This is a genomic window from Kribbella shirazensis, from assembly GCF_011761605.1.
Classification (GTDB): domain Bacteria; phylum Actinomycetota; class Actinomycetes; order Propionibacteriales; family Kribbellaceae; genus Kribbella; species Kribbella shirazensis.
In genome coordinates, this window is the sequence record NZ_JAASRO010000001.1 from 5,567,616 (window position 1) to 5,584,978 (window position 17,363).

Consider the following 17,363-nt stretch of genomic DNA (forward strand, 5'->3'; position numbering starts at 1 on the left):
GGACGTCCTCGGGCGGCATCTGGTGGGCGAAGAGTTGTCTCCAGAGGAGGTATTCGATGACCGACGCGGTACAGACCACGGTGCTGATCACGGGTGCGAACAAGGGTCTCGGCCACGAGGCGGCCCGGCGGCTCGGGCTGATGGGCTGGAAGGTCTTCCTGGGCTCGCGCGACGAAGGCCGGGGCCGAGTCGCCGCCGAGAAGCTGGCTGCCGACGGTATCGACGTCGTACTGGTCCCGCTGGACGTCACGTCCGACGAGTCGGTGGCCGGCGCGCTGGAACTCGTGCGCGGGTACACCGACCGGCTCGACGTACTGATCAACAACGCGGGCGCGCCGGGGCACATCGTCCATCCTGGTGAAGCGACGGTGGACGAGCTGCACCCGGTGTTCGACGCCAACGTCTACGGTCTGGTGCGCGTCACGCATGCGTTCCTGCCGCTGCTGCAGGCGGCGGAGAACCCGCGGGTGGTGAACGTGACGAGCGCCGGTGGCGCGTTCAGCGTGGTCCTCGATCCGGCACAGCCGACCTCGAAGATGCACGAGCTCGCCTACAGCACCTCCAAGGCGGCCGCGAACATGCTCACCGTCCGCTACGCCCAGGCGCTGCCGGGGATCAAGTTCAACGCGGTCACGCCGGGTGAGAACGCGAAGCAGACCTTTGCCGCGACGGACATGAACAACCACATGGGCCAGCTGACCGTCACCGAAGGCACCGACTCGATCGTTCGGATGGCGACCATCGGTCCGGACGGGCCGTCCGGGACGTTCGAGGACCGCGAAGGGCCGATCGGCTGGTGACGCCGGTCGGCCGTAGGTTCAGTCCCTGGCGGTGGCGATCCTTCCGGTGGCTCAGTCCTTGCCGGTGGCAACCGGGCGGGTCGGGTCGGTGATCCACTCCGACCAGCTGCCGATGTAGACGGTCGCGGGTAGGCCGGCCGACTCGAGCGCGAGGGCTTCGTGGGCGGCGGTGACCCCGGAGCCGCAGTAGACGCCCGCCTCGGCGTCGGGCGTGACGCCGAGGCCGGCGAACCGGGCCTGGAGTTCCGCTGCCGGGAGGAAGCGGCCGGTGTCGTCGACGTTCGCGGTGGTGGGCGCGTTGACGGCACCGGGGATGTGACCGGCTACCGGGTCCATCGGCTCCACCTCCCCCGCGAACCGCTCCGGGGTCCGCGCGTCGAGCAGGATGCCTTTGGCCGCCAGGGCCGCGGCCCCATCCGCGTCCAGCACCGGCAGGTGCCCGGGGGTGGCGACGAACCCTTCGGCGGCGGTGGGGCTGGTCGGTACCTCGGTGGTCACGGCTCCCCCGGCTGCCTTCCAGGCCGCCAGGCCGCCGTCGAGGACGCGGACGTCGGTGAGGCCGAAGTAGCGGAAGACCCAGCGGGCCCGGGCCGCGGACATCGAGTTCGCGGCGTCGTAGACCACGACCGGGGTGTCCGCGGCGGTCACGCCGAGGCGCCGGAAGGTCGCCGTCACGGTGGTTGCGTCCGGCAACGGGTGACGGCCGGGGCCGGGCGGGCCGGCGAGCTCGGTGTCGAGGTCGACGAAGTACGCGCCGGGCAGGTGTCCGGCGTCGTACGCCTCCTTGCCGGGCGGACCGGCGAGGTTCCACGTGACGTCCACCAGCACCGGCGCGGGATCAAGCGCACGCAGTTCGTCCACGGTGATCAACGGACTCATGAAGCAGCTCCTCCGAACGGCAGGACCTCGGGTGACAGCGTGGCGCGGGCGCGGGCCTGGGTGAGACGGCGACGGTGGTGCCGGCGGCAGAGCACCTCGTACGCGACCTCGTGGTCGTGCGACACGATGTCGCCCACCACCAGTTGCTCTCCCTCGGTCACCATCTCACCGCCGATCGTACGGGCGTTGTGCGTGGCCCGTTCACCGCACCAGCACAGCGCCTCGACCTGGAGCAGCTCCATCCGGTCCGCGAGCTCCACCAGCCGCGCCGATCCCGGGAACAGCGTCGCCCGGAAGTCGGTCAGGATCCCGAAGCAGAACACGTCGATCTGCAGTTCGTCGACCAGCCGCGCGAGCTGCTCGATCTGCAGCGGGCTGTAGAACTGCGCCTCGTCGCAGACCACGTAGTCGATCCGCCCGCCGCGGGTCAGCTCGTTCACCACATAGTCCCAGAAGTCGAAGTCCGGCCGGACCTCGACCGCGTCCGCGGACAGGCCGAGCCGCGACGACAGCACCGACTCGCCCGCGCGGTCGTGGCTGGTGAAGATCCGGCCGAGCCGCCCGCGGGCCTTGTGGTTGTGATCCATCTGGAGCGCCAAGGTCGACTTGCCGCAGTCCATGGTCCCGGTGAAATACAGCAGCTCAGCCACGGGCGAACATCCTGCCAAGTCAAAGGTCCCTCGCGCACTCCGGGGGTGTGTCGGAGCGGTGGCTTGGGTTCTGAGCCTCCGTTCAGTTTGAATGGAATGTGCGCAAACCCCTGGTTCTCGTCCTCGCGGCCTGCCTGCTCGCCGTCACCGCCACCCCTCCGGCCGCAGTTCCGGCCACCGCGGCGCCGGGACGGTCCGAGGCCGGGCTGCGGGCGTACTTCGTGATCACCGCGCCGGGCCAGACCGGCAAGGTCACTGGTGCGATCGCGCAGAGCGGCGGCACGGTGTACGCGGCGTACGACGCGATCGGCGTGATCGTGGCGCACGCGACCGCGGCCGACTTCGTCACGAAGATCCGCGGCGTGAGCGGCGTACAGAAGGCCGGGGCGACCCGGACGTCGGACGTGCCCGCGGCGGCCGCGAACCCGGCGATCCCCCTGGCGGTGCCGGAGGTGCCGACGGCCCAGCCGGAGGTCGACCGGCCGGACATGACGCTGATCGGCGCGGACCGCGCGTGGGCGAAGAATCCGGGCTCGAAGAACATCACGGTCGGCGTCCTCGATACCGGCGTGGACGACCAGCACCCGGACCTGAAGGCGAACTTCGACCCGGCGCGGTCGGCGTCCTGCGCGTACGGCAAGGTCGACACCAGGCCCGGCGCGTGGCGCCCGGTCGGTGAGCACGGGACGCACGTCGCGGGCACGATCGCCGGCGCGAAGAACGGTCTCGGCATGGTCGGGGTCGCGCCCGGTGTGAAGGTGTCGTCGATCAGGGTTGCCGAGGCCGGCAGCGAGTTGTTCTTCCCGGAGAACACGGTCTGCGCGTTCATGTTCGCCGCCGACAAGGGCGTCTCGGTGACCAACAACAGCTACTACGTCGACCCGTGGCTGTTCAACTGCCCGAACGACGAGGACCAGGCCGCGATCGCCGAGGGCGTCCGCCGGGCCGTCGCGTACTCGGACAGCAAGGGCGTGGTGAACGTCGCCGCGGCCGGCAACGAGGACTACGACCTCGCGAACAAGACCGACGACGAGTCCAGCCCCGACGACTCGACCGCCACCAGCCGCACCGTCACGAACGACTGCCTCAGCCTCCCGACCGAGCTGCCGAACGTGGTCGTCGTAGCGTCGGTCGACCCGCGCAGCGCGAAGTCGCCGTTCTCGAACTTCGGTGAGAACAAGATCAACCTGGCCGCCCCGGGCCAGGTCGTGTACTCGACGGTCCCGGGCGGTGGCTACAAGGTGCTCGAGGGTACGTCGATGGCGTCGCCGCACGTCGCCGGCGTCGCGGCCCTGCTCCGCAGCGTCGATCCGAAGCTGTCGGCGGCCGACGTCCGCGCCCGGCTCGCGCAGCAGGCCAACGACCTCGCCTGCCCGCCGGGCGCCTCCGGCGAGTGCATCGGGTCGGCCGCCAAGAACTCGTACTACGGCGAAGGGATGGTCGACGCGGCCGAGGCGGTCGGCGCCGCGGCGGCCCAGCCGCAGGGCGCGATCTCGATCACCGAGCCGTCGGAGCAGATCGGTGTCGGCGGCATCCCGGCGGTCCCGCTGCTGATGAAGGGCACCGGAGGGACGGGCGACATCAGCTACACGGCCGTCGGCCTGCCGCCGGGCCTCCGCATCGACGCCACGCGCGGCTGGATCACCGGTGTACTGACGCCCGGCGCGGGACGCTACAAGGTGACCGTCACGGCCCGCGACGGCGAGGCGAAGACCGCCCGCACGAGCTTCTTCTGGAACGTGTGGAGTTTCTAACTGCCCGCGTCGACGAGCAGCGGGATCTCCATCTCGTCGTGCGTCAATGAACCGTGCAGGCCGATCAGGCCCGCCTCCTGCGGGTGCTGCCGGCCGGCCACCAGCGCGACCGGGCCGAGAGAGGCGACGATGACGTCGCCCAGCCGCGGCGACACGCGGTCCTCGACGACCGCACCGAACCAGCCCCGGGCGACCGCCTCGGAGCGAGACAGCACCAACGCCTTGTCGCCCAAGCGCTCCCGGTAAGTGGCCAGTACGTCGGCCTCGGCGCCGGGCACGCAGTACAGGTGGCGGAACCGGGACTCGCCGCCGATCAGGCTGACCCCGGCCGCCAGCGCCGGCTCGGCGTCCAGGTCGACGCGGTGTTCGGGCGCGACGTCGATCATGCCGTGGTCGGCGACGACCAGCAGTACGGCGTCACGCGGCAACGCGGATCGGACCTGCTGGGCGAACGTGTCGGCCGCCGTGAGTTCCTTCTGCCACTGCCACGAGTCGCAGCCCTGCTGGTGGCCGATGTAGTCGAGCTGGGAGTCGTACACGTAGACCAGCGACGACCGTCCTTCACGACTCGCGAACCGGGTCGCGTCCAGCCGCTCCTCGATCGTGTCGGCTCCGCGATGCTTACTCCCCCGGAAGGCCGCCGCTGTCAGCCCTGACGTGTCGAAGCGGCTCTTGCTCACGTTCCGCGTGGCAACACCCGCCGCCGCGGCCCGGTCGAAGACCGTCCCGTGCGGCTGCCAGCGCCGCGGATCGACCGGGGCGTCCCAGGCAAGCGCGTTCAGCAGCGCACCGGACTCCGGCACGATCGACGTGTAGCCGACGATGCCGTGCGCGCCCGGCGGAAGACCGGTCCCGAGACTCGTGAGACTGACGGCCGTCGTCGACGGCACGCCCGCGGTCAGACTGCGGCCCGCCGGCATCAACGACGACAGGTACGGCGCGGCGGCGGCGTACCGCTGCAGCAGGTTCCAGCCGAGGCCGTCGAGCAGGAGCACGGCGTACCGGGACGCGGGTGGCAGGCCGAGGACGTCGGTCTCCCCCGGCACTGACAGCGCGCCGGCCACCGACGGCAGGACGTCGGCGAGCGCGCCACCGCCGTACTGCGGGGAAACCGGGACGATCACGGCACTACCTGCTGGTGGCGAACGAGAGCGCCTTGGCGAACTCGAGCACCTGCCGGATCCCGGCGGGGCCGTCGGCGGCGGCGCTGATCCGCAGCGAGATGTCGTCGGCCGCGACCGAGCCGGTGTAGCCGTGGTCGGCCTCGCAGTTCGGGTCCGCGCAGACGGCGGGCTCGAGGTCGATCCGGTTCACCATGCCCCAGCCGATCGTCAGCACCACCTCACCGCTGCCGGCCACCGCCGGGTCGGCCTTGCCCGAGGCATAGCCCGCCGGATTCGGCACGACGCGGTTCACGACCACGGCGTTCACGCGCTGCAGCGGGATGGCCTCGGTCGAGGTCGACGCGTACGGCGCGCGGATCAGCTCGTCGGCGGCGTGCTCGTCGGTGTGGCCGACGATCAGCCGGGTCGGGGTCAGCGCCAGGATCGTGATGTGCCGCCGGACCTCGTCCCGGTCGAACGTCGGCTCGTGCTGCAGCACGTAGGCCCGGATCGGCTCACCGGCGATCGCCACGTCGAGCGAGTCCGACACCACGTCGGGGTAGTAGCCGCACCGATCGATCGCCTCGCGGAGGTCTGCTGACGCGTCCGCAAGTTCCGGTGCATTCAGGTCACGCATGCCCTCATCCTTGCACGACCGTGCCCGGGAGCGTTTCACCCTTCGCCTTCACCTGTGGACAACCGCGATCAGTTCGCACTTGCCTTCCGCAGCACCGGCGCGCCGGCCGCGCCCGCGACCGTGGCCAGCACGAGTCCGGCGACAACCTGCCCGAGCAGCAGAAGTACGCCGGAACTCCCCTGGGTGATGACCTTGCCGCCGCTCAACGCCAGCCCGCACAGCGCGCCGAACCCGACCACCGGCAGACCGACCCCGACGACCGGTACGACGGCCGCCACCCGAGCCGACCGCTCGATCACCGACAACGGCACACCGGACCGCCGCAGCGCGCGCGCCGGAGCCGCCTGGTCGAGCGCCGTGCCCACCGCACCGGCAGCCGTCGAGGCGGCCACCGTCAGGAACACCAGCGAGAGCAGCAACGCGACGCCGATCCGCATGTCGTTGAAGCTCGGGTCGTCCTCACCTGAGGGCATGAAGACCGAGATGAACCCGGTGACGAAACCGGACAGGACCAGTGCGGCCACCGGGCGGAACGCGCCCTTCGGGTCGTCCACGAGCCGTCGTCCGGCCAGCAACGTCACGGGTCCGTTCGCAGCGTTGGCCATCAGCTTGCCGACCACCTGTACTGCCCACGGCCCGATGATCCGCACTGCGAGCGCAGCGAATCCAACGCCGATCAGCAACGGCAGGATCGCTGCCCGCATCCCGTAGTACGCCAGAATCACCGGACCGATCACGAGGAGACCGATCCGCAGCACGCTGACGCCCTTGCGGGTCTGGCCGCGTACGACGCCCAGCGGCGTGATGCTGACGCGTCCGAGGCCGATAAGTGCGCTGACGACGGACAGGACGGGAACGGCGACCAGTACCACGAGGACTGTCCACCACTGCACGGTGATGTCGCCGACGTACCAGCGTCCGCCGCCCAAGGGGACCTGTGCGATCAGCGGACTCAGCACGGTGTAGCCGAGCAGACCGATCACCGCACCGGCCAAGGCGAGCACGGCTTGTTCTACTGCGCTCAGCCAGAGCACCTGGGTACGCGTAGCACCGGCGAGACGTAGAGCGGCCAGTCTGTGCTCGCGTCGCTTGGCTGCGACACCGGCTGCCTGTCCGACCAGGCTGAGGATCGGGAAGAGCACCAGGGTGATGCCGAAGGCAACTGCGATGAGGAGGCCGAGCATGCGGCTGTCCCAGACGTTCTCGTTCCAGCTGCTGACGTACTGCGGGTGCTCGTCGGCGGCGATCGTCTGTACGCCGCGGATGACGATGAGCTCCTCTGGTGAGGACAGTCCCTTGTCGCTGATCACGCCGGTGGGCTGGTCCAGGTTGTACCGCTTGCTGAGGCTGGACCAGCGCTTGGCGACCTCGGGTGACACGAAGACCTCGCCGGGCTTCGGGGTGTGCTCGAGCCCTGGCGGTGGCGGCAGTTCGTTGGGTCGGAGAGTGGCGAGGTCGAGGACGGCGAGGCGGTGGCCGTCGACGCGCTGGTCGTCGTCGAGGTTCAGCAGACCGATCGCGGTCGCAGGGTCGGCCTTGTCCGCGCTGCGCCAGCCGATCCGCTCGGACCGGTGCGAGAGCCCGAGCGAGCCGGCGATCAGGAACGTGACGAGCAGCGCGACCACCGCTGTCGCACCGAGCGCAGCGAGGTTGGCGGCCCGTCCACCCGGCCCGGGCCGCCGAACGAACCGCAGCCCGAGATCCGTCATCGGATTCACGGCCGCACCTCCCACGGAACCGGCCCGGCCACCGGGGCGCCAGGGTTCATGCCCTCGCTGACGCGGCCGTCGACGATGTGCAGCGTGCGATGGCAGCGGGCGGCCACTGCGTTGTCGTGCGTGACGACGACCACCGCGGCACCGCGGTACGTCGCTGCGCCGACGAGGAGCTCGATGACCTGGGAGCCCGTGGCAGCATCCAACGCGCCGGTCGGCTCGTCGGCGAACACCACCTGCGGCTCACCGACCAGTGCCCGCGCGATCGCCACCCGCTGCGCCTGACCACCTGACAGCTCCCCGGGACGACGCCCGACCTCGGCTGCGAGCCCGACCTGGGCCAGCGTGGTGCGGGCCCGCCCGATGGCCTCCCGTCGATTCACACCGTCGACCATCAACGGGAGGGCCACGTTCTCGTCCGCGGGCAGTTCGGCGAGCAACTGGTTGTCCTGGAACACGAAGCCGAGCCGACGCCGCCTCAGCACCGTCCGCGCCGCGTCGTTCAACTGGTCCACCCGTTCACCGCCCAGCCACACCTCGCCCTGGTCCGGCGTGAGGATGCCGGCCAGGACGTGCAGGAGGGTGGTCTTGCCGTTCCCGCTCGGCCCCATCACCGCGAGCGCTTCGCCCGCATGCACCGCGACATCCACTCCGGCGAGGCCGACCACGCTGCCGTAGTACTTGACGAGACCGTGACCGCTGAGCACGATCTGCTGACTCTGGAAGTTCATACCCGGAGCCTTTCGCGATCACTCCGCGCGATCGTCCGCCCGCGGACCGGTCTTGCTGCCGTCTTCCGGTGCCTTTCGGCGACCTTCCGTACGACTCAGGTCGTACGGAACGCCGACGGGTACGCGTCGCGGTAGCTCGGGATCGTGCCGGCCGGCGTCTGCACCGACTCGGCGTTCAGCATCGCGTGCACGATCGCGCGGCACAGGGTCCGCGCGCCGGCGGCGTACACCGTCTCCAGCTGTCCCAGCGCGGCCGGATCGGTGACGCTCAGCCGCGGTACGCCGTCCGGGGGCGTCCCGGTCGACACCGCGAAGATGCTGTCGCCGTCGACGAGGGTGTGGATCGGGTCGATCGCCCGCGCCAGGCCGTCGTGCGCGACCATCGCCATCCGCTGCGCCGCGGCCTTGTCCAGCGGTACGTCGGTGCCGACGATCGCGATCACCGTGTTCATCGGCGGGCCCGGGATCAGGTTGCGGCCGGGCGCGGCGGGCGGCGGGGGCTCGACCGGTGTCCGCAGGTGGGCGAACTCGTCGCCCAGTCCGTACCGCGCGCCGTACAGGTTGCCGTCGGCGTCGACCGCGGAACCGGCCGCGTTCACGATCACCAGCGCGCCGACCGTCGTACCGTCGTCGAGCCGGACGCTGGCCGAGCCGACGCCGCCCTTGAGCGACCGGACCCGGGCGCCCGCCCCGGCGCCGTGATTGCCGAGGGCAACCGATCCGCCGGTCGCGGCGGCGATCGCGTCCGCTCCCCAGGACGGCTCCGGCCGGGCCTTGAAGTCACCGCCCCGGGCCAGGTCGAAGATCACCGCGGTCGGCACGATCGGCACCACGTCGAACTCGCCCTGGCCGACCCGCACGCCCTCGCCGCGTTCCTCCAGCCAGCGCATCACGCTGCCGGCGGTGTCGAGCCCGAAGGCGCTGCCGCCGGTCAGGACGATCGCGTTCACGCCGTCGTTGGAGTTCACCGGCGAGAGCAGGTCGGTCTCGCGCGTGCCGGGCGCGCCGCCGCGGACATCGACGCCGGCGACCGCCGTCGCGGGCACGTGGACGACCGTCGTGCCGGTGAGGTACGGCGCGTCGAGGCGCTCGACCTGACCGACCAGAACGCCGGGAACATCAGTGATCGCGTTGTGCGGACCGGGCTGCATGCGTCCGATCTTCGCACGCCGAAATCCGGTTGCGGCGCGCGCTAGCGTGGAAGGCATGAACGCCGATCAGCTCTGTGGTCTGCTGGCCGAACCGTCGAGGTTGCGGACGTACTCCGCGATCGTCCTCGGCGCCACGACTCCGGAACAGGTTGCCGGGAGCACCGGCCTGGCCGCGCCGGTCGTGGTGAAGGCGCTGCAACGGCTGACCAAGGGCGGGCTGATCGAGGCGAGCCGTGACGGGTTCACCGCGGACGCCGGCGTGTTCAAGGACGCCGTACGGGAGAACCGGCCGGAGTGGGTGCCGCTGGATCCCGATCCGGCCCGCGACAACGTGCTGAAGTCGTTCATCCGTGACGGGCGGCTGACGCACTTCCCGACGTTCCCGGACAAGTACCGGATCGTGCTGGAGTACTTCGTCCAGGCCTTCGAGGTCGGGCGTAGCTACCCGGAGACCGAGGTCAACGAGCTCCTCAACCGCTTCCACCCCGATCACGCGGCGCTGCGCCGCGGCCTGGTCGACGCAGGCCTCCTGACCCGCGAGAACAGCGTCTACACGCGTACTAGGTGAGGCGGCGCGCCGGAGTGTCCTGGCGGGGCTTCTCGTTCGGCGCGATGCGGATCCGGGTGTCGAGGACGGTGGCGCCCTGGGCGGAGACCAGGACCGAGCGGAGGTCGAGCCGGACGACCTCCTCGAGGTCGAGCGTCAGGCGGGACACACGGTGCAGCAGGTTCTCGATCGCGGAGATGTCGACGGGGTCCGAGCCGCGGTAGCCGTACAGCAACGGTGCGGCTTTCACCTCGCGGACCATCTCGGCGGCGTCGCGGGTGGTGAGCGGCGGCATCCGGTAGGAGCGGTCGCCGAGCAGATCCGTGGCGACACCGGACAGCCCGAAGGTCACGACCGGGCCGAACGACACGTCCTCGATCGCCGAGATCACCACCGGCACGCCCGGCGGCGCCATCTTCTGGACGACGAACTGCGCCCGCCCCGGGTCCGACGCGACGCCGAACGTCTGGGTCATCTCGGCCCAGGCGGCCCGCATGTCGTCCTCGTCATGGATGTGCCGCCAGATGTCGGCCAGGTCCGGCCGCATCCGCCACTGCTCCGCGGTCGCCTTCAGGATCACCTCGAACCCGAGGTCCGTGGCCCGCGCGACCGCCTCGTCGGCGCTCAGCACCGGGAACGCTGGCAACACCGAGATCCCGTAGTAGCTCAGCAGCCGCTGCCGGTCGGCGTCGTCCAGATCCGCACCCGACGGATGCCGTTGCAGGAACTCCGCGACGAAGTCCTCTCCCCCGGCGGTGTCGACCTCCGGCAGGTCCGGGATCCGGCTGTCCGACCGGCGCCGCCACTCGGCGTACTGCGTGGCCTTCGCCAGCGCGCCCACGGCGTACTGCGGGTTGAGGAACGACGGGATCGATCCGCGGGCCGCGCCGCCGTCCTCGTCCGGCACCCGCAACTCCTCGGGCACACTGCGCGACGCCAGGAACGTCGACACGACGGGCTTGTCCGAACCGGCCGCCGCCGCGGCGAGCACCTGCGCGACCTCACCGCCGTTCGACTGCACCGGCGGCGTGTAGATCACCACGACCGAGTGCACCGAGTCGTCGGCGAACACCTCCGACAGCGCCAGACCGAAGTCCGACGCGGTCGCGTCCGCGCTCAGATTCCGCGGCTCCCCCGCGACGTCCAGGCCGCAGCCCGCCATCGTGTCGAGGGCGAGCAGGGTCAGCGCGTCGGAGTTCGAGACGATCGCGACCCGGCGGCCCTTCGGCAGCGGCTGGTGCGCGAGCAGCTGCGCGACGTCGAACAGCTCACCGGTCGTGTCCACACCGATCAGACCGCTCTGCCGGAACATCGACTCGATGGTTGCTGCGGGCAACTGGCTGCGGCGGACCATCTGACCGACCGGGACACCCTGCGTGGCGCGGCCGGACTTCAGCGCGACCACCGGTTTGCGCCCGGCCAGCCGCCGCGCCACCCGGCTGAACTTGCGCGGGTTGCCGAGCGACTCGAGGTACAGCAGCACGACCTCGGTGGCCTCGTCGGAGTACCAGTACTGCATCAGGTCGTTGCCGGACACGTCGGCGCGGTTGCCGGCCGAGACGAAGCTCGACAGGCCCAGGCCACGACCGACCATATCGGCCAGGATCGGTACGCCGAGCGCGCCGGACTGGCAGAAGAACGCGACCCGCCCCTTGCTCGGCATCAGCGGCGACAGCGTGGCGTTCAGCGACACCCCGCTCGCGGTGTTGATCAGGCCGAGTGCGTTCGGGCCGATCACGCGCATGCCGTACGACCGCGCCAGCCCGACGAGGTACCGCTGCCGCTTCCGCCCCTCGTCCCCGATCTCGGCGAACCCGCTGGACACCACGACCAGTCCACGCACGCCCTTGGCGGCACAGTCCAGCACCACGTCCGCGACCATCTCGGCCTTCACCGCGACCACCGCGAGGTCGACCGTGCCGTCGACGTCCCGGATCGTCGGGTACGCCGCGACGCCCTCGATCTCGGTGTCGCGCAGGGGATCGGCATCGGTGTTGACGGCGTACAACCGGCCGGGGAACCCGCCGTCGCGGAGGTTGCGGAGCAGGGCGTTGCCGATCGTGCCCTCGCGGCGGCTCGCGCCGATCACGGCGACCGATGACGGGGTCAGCAGCCGCGCGATCGACAGCGCCTCGGAACGCTGCTCGCGGGCCTGCATCACACCGAACGACGTGTCCGTCGGCGCGATGTCGAACTCGACCATGATCACGCCGTCCTCGAACTCCCGGGCGACCTTGTACCCGGCCTCGGTGAAGACCGTGATCATCTTCCGGTTGTCCGGCAGCACCTCGGCGACGAACCGGTGGATGCCGTTCTCGCGGGCGGCCTGCGCGAGGTGCTCGAGCAGCAGCTGGCCGAGCCCGCGACCCTGGTGCGCGTCCTCGATCAGGAACGCGACTTCCGCCGTACTGCGGCCGGTGCCCTCGTAGCGGCCGACACCGATCATCTCGTCACCGACCGTCACGATCAGGGCGAGCCGCTGCCGGTAGTCGACCTGGGTGAACCGCGCGACGTCGCGGTCGGACAGCTGCGGGTACGGGGCGAAGAAGCGGTAGTACTTCGACTGTTCGGACACCCTGGCGTAGAACGCCACCAGCAGATCGTCGTCGGCCGGCGTGATCGGCCGCAGGTGCGCGGTCGCGCCGTCCCGCAGGACGACATCGGCCTCGTACTCCGCCGGATAGCCGTCCGGGAGCTCCTGGTCATACTGGTCCGGCACCTAGACAGGGTAATCGAACCGCAACAGCGGAGGTCGGGAATTTGGTCGAGCGGATCGCGCCGGTTCTGGTGTTCCTGATCGCGGTGACCGTGATCGCCGAGCTCGCCGACCGGGCGAAGGTGTTCGACGTCGCGGCCCGCGAGGCGGCCCACCTCGCGCGCGGCCGGGTGTGGCGGCTGTGGCTGCTCGTGGTCGCGCTCGCCACCGGGCTGACGATCGTGCTGTCGCTCGACACCTGCGCCGTACTCCTGACGCCGGTGGTGCTGTCGATGGCCCGCCAGCTGGACATCCCGCCGAAGCTGTTCGCGTTCACCACCGTCTGGCTGGCCGGTACGGCGTCCCTCCTGCTACCGGTGTCCAACCTCACGAACCTGCTGGCCCTGCACCCGTTCCGCCGGCTGGACGTCAGCTATCTGTCCGTGAGTTGGCGGCCGGCGCTGGCCGCGATCGTCATCACCGTCGCGGTCCTGGCCGCCCTGTTCCATCGTGACCTGCGGCTGCGCTACTTCGTCCCGCCGACGCCCGCGGTCGAGGACAAGGTGCTGTTCTGGGGTTCGGCGGCCGTTTGCCTGCTGCTCGGCCCCGCGTTCGTCTCGGGCATCGAGGTGGCGTGGCCGGCGAGCGTCGGGGCGATCGCGCTGGTTGTTCTGTTCGCGGTCCGGCGCCGCAGTGCGCTGCGGTGGTCGCTGATCCCGTTCAAGCTGGTCGGCACGGTCGTGGTGCTGTTCACCGTGGTCGGGTTCCTGAGCTCGCACGGCCTCGAGGACCTCCTGCGGCGGGTGGCCGGTACCACCTCCGAGCTGCGACTGAGCGCCACGGCAGCCGTCGGCGCGAACCTCTTCGACAACCTCCCGGCGTACCTCGCCATGGAACCCGTCGCCTCCGACAGTCCGCACCGCATGCTAGCGCTGCTCATCGGAGTCAACTGCGGCTGCCTGCTCACCCTGTGGGGCTCGCTGGCAACCCTCCTCTGGCGATCCCGCTGCGACGCCGCCCGCGTAGACATCTCCTGGTGGTCATTCCTGTGGCGAGGGCTGATTCTGACGCCACTCGTGGTGACGGGCGCTGTTCTCACGCTCAATGGGTAATGTGCGCAGCATGGCGACGGAGCAGAGCACTGCGGAGGTCACGCGGGAGTTTCGGGCGGCGCGGGACTTCTTGGTGGCGCATCGCGACGACTACGAGACGGCGTACCGGGACTTCAACTGGCCGCAGTTCGAGCGGTTCAACTGGGCGCGGGACTGGTTCGACGCGCTCGCGGTGGAGCAGCCCGAGGTGGCCGCGCTGACGATCGTCGAGGAGGACGGCGAGGTCAACACGCGGACGTACGCCGAGATGGCCGAGCGCTCCCGCAAGGTGGCCGGCTGGCTGACCGCGGCCGGGCTCAAGCCGGGTGACCGGGTGCTGATCGTGCTCGGCAACCAGGTCGAGCTCTGGGAAACCATGCTCGGCTGCATCCGCGCCGGCGCGGTGATGATCCCGGCCACCACGCTGCTCACCGACGCCGACCTCGCCGACCGGATCTCCCGCGGCAACGTCCGCGCCGTCGTCACCAGCGGCGCCGACGCCGGACGGTACGCCGGGATCGCGGACCACTGCCTCCGCGTCGCGGTCGGCGAACCGGCCGAAGGCTGGCTGCACTACCCGGACTCCGAGAGCTACGACGGCCCGGTGCCCGACGTCGACACCGCCGCCGACGACTCGCTCCCGCTGTACTTCACGTCAGGTACGACGAGCCAGCCGAAACTGGTCGAGCACACACAGGTCAGCTACCCGCTCGGCCACCTCTCGACGATGTACTGGATCGGGTTGCAGCCGGGCGACGTCCATCTGAACGTCTCGTCCCCCGGCTGGGCGAAGCACTCCTGGAGCAACGTCTTCGCCCCCTGGAACGCCGGGGCGACCGTGTTCCTCTACAACTACACGCGCTTCAACGCCGAGAAGATGCTCGACGTGCTGCAGACGTACGGCGTGACGACGTTCTGCGCCCCGCCGACGGTGTGGCGGATGCTGATCCAGGCCGACCTGTCCGCGGTCGAGGTCCGGATCCGCGAGTGCATCTCGGCCGGCGAGCCGCTGAACCCCGAGGTGATCGAACAGGTCCGGACCGCCTGGGGCATCACGATCCGGGACGGGTACGGCCAGACCGAGACGACCGCGCAGATCGGCAACACCCCTGGTCAGCCGGTGAAGCCCGGGTCGATGGGCCGCCCGTTGCCCGGGTACACCATCGCGCTGATCGATCCGTCGACCGACGAGATCGGCGACGACGGCGAGATCTGCATCGAACTCGCCCCCGCCCCGGTCCCCCTGATGAGCGGGTACCGCGACGCGCAGGAGCTCACCGACGAGGTGATGCGCAAGGGGTACTACCACACCGGTGACGTCGCAAGCCGGGACGAGGACGGCTACATCACGTACGTCGGGCGCTCGGACGACGTGTTCAAGGCCAGCGACTACCGCATCTCGCCGTTCGAGCTGGAGTCCGTGCTGATCGAGCACCCGGCCGTCGCCGAGGCAGCCGTCGTACCGTCGCCGGACCCGGTGCGGCTCGCCGTACCGAAGGCGTACGTCGTCCTCGCGGCCGGTCACGAGCCGTCGCGGGAGCTGGCCGGCGAGATCCTGGCGTTCTGCCGGGAGCACCTGGCGCCGTACAAGCGGATCAGGCGGCTCGAGTTCGCCGAGCTGCCGAAGACGATCTCCGGGAAGATCCGCCGGGTCGAGCTGCGGGCGGACGAGGCGGCCAAGGTCGCGGGCAACGGCGACACCGGACAGACGTACGACGAAGCAGACTTCAAGTAGCCGGCGATGTCCTTCGACACCGGCCTCGGCTGGGCGGCCGTGGTCGTCCTGCCGCTGCTCGTCGCGATCGGCGTCGGCGCGTCCCGGTACGCCGGGCTCCGGCACGACAAGGGGATCGTCACCGCGGCGCTGCGCGCGGTCGTACAGCTCGCCGCGGTCGGCGCGGTCGTCGGGGTCGCGCTGCAGCACACGCTCGGCGCGCTCGCGTTCGTCCTGCTGATGTTCGTCGTCGCCACGATCACGAGCACGCGGCGGATCCGGCACAGCGCGGAGGTTCCGGGGCAGTGGGCGTACTGCGCCGCCGCGATCGGGTGCGGCGCGTTCACCGTACTGCTGCTGCTGATCCTGCCGGGCGTCGTACCGCGGAACCCGGCGAGCATCCTGCCGATGGGCGGCATCATCGTCGGCGGCGCGATGACCGCGACCACACTCGCCGGGCGGCGGGTGCTGAGCGAGTACGGCACGCGGTACGGCGAGTTCGAGGCCGGACTGTCGATCGGGCTGCTGCAGCCGGACGCGTTCAAACTCGTGGTCGGACCGATCGCCGGCGACGCGCTGCTGCCGGCGCTCGATCAGACCCGCACGGTCGGCCTCGTGACGCTGCCCGGCGCGTTCGTCGGCATGGTCCTCGGCGGCGCCTCGCCGACCAAGGCGGCCGCGCTGCAACTCGTCGTACTGATCGGACTCGTGGCGGCCGAGGCGATCGCCATCCTCGTCCTCACCGAACTCCTGTCCCGCGCCAAGCTGCCGGACGGGCGTACCGTTACCTCATGAGTGACGACAAGAGCATCTTCAGCCGCATCGACGAGCTGGTGGCCGAGGAGCACGAGCTGCGGACCAAGCACGCTGCCGGGCAGGTCGACAACGCCGACGAGCAGTCCCGGCTCCGGGCGCTCGAGGTCGAGCTGGACCAGTGCTGGGACCTGCTCCGCCAGCGCCGCGCGAAGCGCGAGTTCGGTGAGAACCCCGACGACGCGACGCCCCGCCCCGCCGACACCGTCGAGGGCTACCTCAACTAGAGCCTCAGCTCGAACCTCAGCTAGAAACCGCGCAGTTTCTCCGGGGTGATCCGGATCACGACCGAGTAGTCGGAGTGGAACTGGTCCGGTGTCATCCCGAGGCCGGCGATGTCGTCGGCGTACTTCGCGGTGTACGCCGCCAGCGCCTCGCCGCTGAGCGGCTCGCTGTCGATCACCGCCGTACCGGAGACGACCCCGACGTCTCCCCCGGTGTAGGTCGCGTTGAAGTGCACCGCGACCTGCGGGTGGGCGGCGACGTTGCGCAGCTTCGCCTTGTTCGGCTGGCTGCTGATCAGGATGTCGCCGTCGTGCCAGAGGAACCACACCGGGTTCGGCGCCGGCGTACCCGACCTGCCGACGGTGGTCAGCCAGACCACCCGCTCGTCGCCGAGCTGCCGCTCGATCCGCTTGCCGAAATCGGTGGACGTGTCGATGGAGAACATCAGATCCCTTCGGGTGCCGGTCCGAGACGCCCCCACTCGATCGCCGGGCAACGATCCATCACCATGGTGAGTCCTGCCGCCGTCGTCCGCGCGTAGGCGTCCTGATCCACTACGTCCAGCTGGAACCACACCGCCTTCGCGTTGATTCCCACCGCCTGGTCGGCGATGTCGCCCGCCAGCTCCGACCGCACGAACACGTCCACGCAGTCCACCGCGAACGGGATGTCCGCGAGCGTCGCGTACCCCTGCTCGCCGTGCACGGTCTCCGCCGCCGGATGCACCGGCACGATCCGCTTGCCGTGCCCCTGCAGGAACCGCGCCACGCCGTACGCCGCCCGGCTGGTGTTGTTCGACAACCCCACCACCGCCCACGTCTCACACTCGGCCAGGATCTTCCGGATCGCCTCGTCCAT

Annotated in this window: 17 protein-coding genes; 7 read left to right on the forward strand and 10 right to left on the reverse strand. The window is 70.5% G+C overall.

Annotated features, from left to right (window positions below):
• Positions 1-56 precede the first annotated feature (56 nt).
• The gene (locus BJY22_RS26900; RefSeq protein ID WP_167211819.1) at positions 57-800 is read left to right on the forward strand and encodes an SDR family NAD(P)-dependent oxidoreductase; all 744 of its coding nucleotides are present in this window, start codon (positions 57-59) and stop codon (positions 798-800) included.
• A 51-nt stretch (positions 801-851) separates the two neighbouring features.
• Here BJY22_RS26900 and BJY22_RS26905 read toward each other — a convergent pair whose 3' ends face one another.
• A complete protein-coding gene (locus BJY22_RS26905; RefSeq protein ID WP_167211822.1) occupies positions 852-1,679 on the reverse strand; it encodes a sulfurtransferase in 828 nt (275 codons plus the stop codon).
• Entirely contained in the window at positions 1,676-2,329 is a 654-nt protein-coding gene (locus tag BJY22_RS26910; RefSeq protein WP_167211825.1) for a thymidine kinase, read from the reverse strand. The genes BJY22_RS26905 and BJY22_RS26910 overlap by 4 nt, the downstream gene beginning before the upstream one ends.
• Positions 2,330-2,427: 98 nt before the next feature.
• On the opposite strand from BJY22_RS26910, the gene BJY22_RS26915 reads away from it, so the two are divergent.
• A complete protein-coding gene (locus BJY22_RS26915; protein WP_167211828.1) occupies positions 2,428-4,083 on the forward strand; it encodes a S8 family serine peptidase in 1,656 nt (551 codons plus the stop codon).
• On the opposite strand, the gene BJY22_RS26920 is transcribed toward BJY22_RS26915, so the two are convergent.
• The 5 genes from BJY22_RS26920 to BJY22_RS26940 form a co-directional block, all read right to left on the reverse strand.
• Complete coding sequence (locus BJY22_RS26920; protein ID WP_167211831.1) at positions 4,080-5,207, reverse strand: alkaline phosphatase family protein; 1,128 nt, start codon at positions 5,205-5,207, stop codon at positions 4,080-4,082. The genes BJY22_RS26915 and BJY22_RS26920 overlap by 4 nt on opposite strands.
• A gap of 4 nt (positions 5,208-5,211) precedes the next feature.
• Positions 5,212-5,823 (reverse strand): DUF5998 family protein, encoded by a 612-nt coding sequence (locus BJY22_RS26925; RefSeq protein WP_167211834.1) that lies wholly within the window; start codon positions 5,821-5,823, stop codon positions 5,212-5,214.
• Between the two features lie 68 nt (positions 5,824-5,891).
• Positions 5,892-7,532 (reverse strand): FtsX-like permease family protein, encoded by a 1,641-nt coding sequence (locus BJY22_RS26930; protein WP_202892265.1) that lies wholly within the window; start codon positions 7,530-7,532, stop codon positions 5,892-5,894.
• Positions 7,533-7,537: 5 nt separating this feature from the next.
• Entirely contained in the window at positions 7,538-8,269 is a 732-nt protein-coding gene (locus tag BJY22_RS26935) for an ABC transporter ATP-binding protein (RefSeq protein WP_202891280.1), read from the reverse strand.
• A gap of 95 nt (positions 8,270-8,364) precedes the next feature.
• On the reverse strand, positions 8,365-9,420 hold the full coding sequence (locus BJY22_RS26940; RefSeq protein WP_167211840.1) for a P1 family peptidase: 1,056 nt from the start codon (positions 9,418-9,420) through the stop codon (positions 8,365-8,367).
• A 55-nt stretch (positions 9,421-9,475) separates the two neighbouring features.
• Between BJY22_RS26940 and BJY22_RS26945 the strand changes: the two genes are divergently transcribed.
• On the forward strand, positions 9,476-9,988 hold the full coding sequence (locus tag BJY22_RS26945; RefSeq protein ID WP_167211843.1) for a DUF2087 domain-containing protein: 513 nt from the start codon (positions 9,476-9,478) through the stop codon (positions 9,986-9,988).
• Here BJY22_RS26945 and BJY22_RS26950 read toward each other — a convergent pair.
• On the reverse strand, positions 9,981-12,686 hold the full coding sequence (locus tag BJY22_RS26950; protein WP_167211846.1) for a GNAT family N-acetyltransferase: 2,706 nt from the start codon (positions 12,684-12,686) through the stop codon (positions 9,981-9,983). The two genes, BJY22_RS26945 and BJY22_RS26950, sit on opposite strands and share 8 nt — an antisense overlap.
• Positions 12,687-12,727: 41 nt before the next feature.
• Between BJY22_RS26950 and BJY22_RS26955 the strand changes: the two genes are divergently transcribed.
• The 4 genes from BJY22_RS26955 to BJY22_RS26970 are packed head-to-tail and all read left to right on the forward strand — an operon-like array spanning position 12,728 to position 16,507.
• Positions 12,728-13,774, forward strand: coding sequence for an ArsB/NhaD family transporter (locus BJY22_RS26955; RefSeq protein WP_167211849.1), 1,047 nt, complete (start codon positions 12,728-12,730; stop codon positions 13,772-13,774).
• Between the two features lie 10 nt (positions 13,775-13,784).
• Positions 13,785-15,488 (forward strand): AMP-binding protein, encoded by a 1,704-nt coding sequence (locus BJY22_RS26960; protein ID WP_167211851.1) that lies wholly within the window; start codon positions 13,785-13,787, stop codon positions 15,486-15,488.
• Positions 15,489-15,494: 6 nt separating this feature from the next.
• Positions 15,495-16,262, forward strand: coding sequence for an ABC transporter permease (locus BJY22_RS26965; RefSeq protein ID WP_167211854.1), 768 nt, complete (start codon positions 15,495-15,497; stop codon positions 16,260-16,262).
• On the forward strand, positions 16,259-16,507 hold the full coding sequence (locus BJY22_RS26970) for a DUF2630 family protein (protein WP_167211857.1): 249 nt from the start codon (positions 16,259-16,261) through the stop codon (positions 16,505-16,507). Before BJY22_RS26965 ends, BJY22_RS26970 begins: the two co-directional genes overlap by 4 nt.
• 20 nt (positions 16,508-16,527) lie before the next feature.
• Here the strand turns inward: BJY22_RS26970 and BJY22_RS26975 are convergent, their stop codons facing one another.
• Positions 16,528-16,950 carry a TIGR03667 family PPOX class F420-dependent oxidoreductase gene (locus BJY22_RS26975; RefSeq protein WP_167211859.1) on the reverse strand — a complete coding sequence of 141 codons (423 nt, stop codon included), beginning with the start codon at positions 16,948-16,950 and terminating at the stop codon, positions 16,528-16,530.
• On the reverse strand, positions 16,950-17,363 hold the full coding sequence (locus tag BJY22_RS26980) for a CoA-binding protein (RefSeq protein WP_167211862.1): 414 nt from the start codon (positions 17,361-17,363) through the stop codon (positions 16,950-16,952). Before BJY22_RS26980 ends, BJY22_RS26975 begins: the two co-directional genes overlap by 1 nt.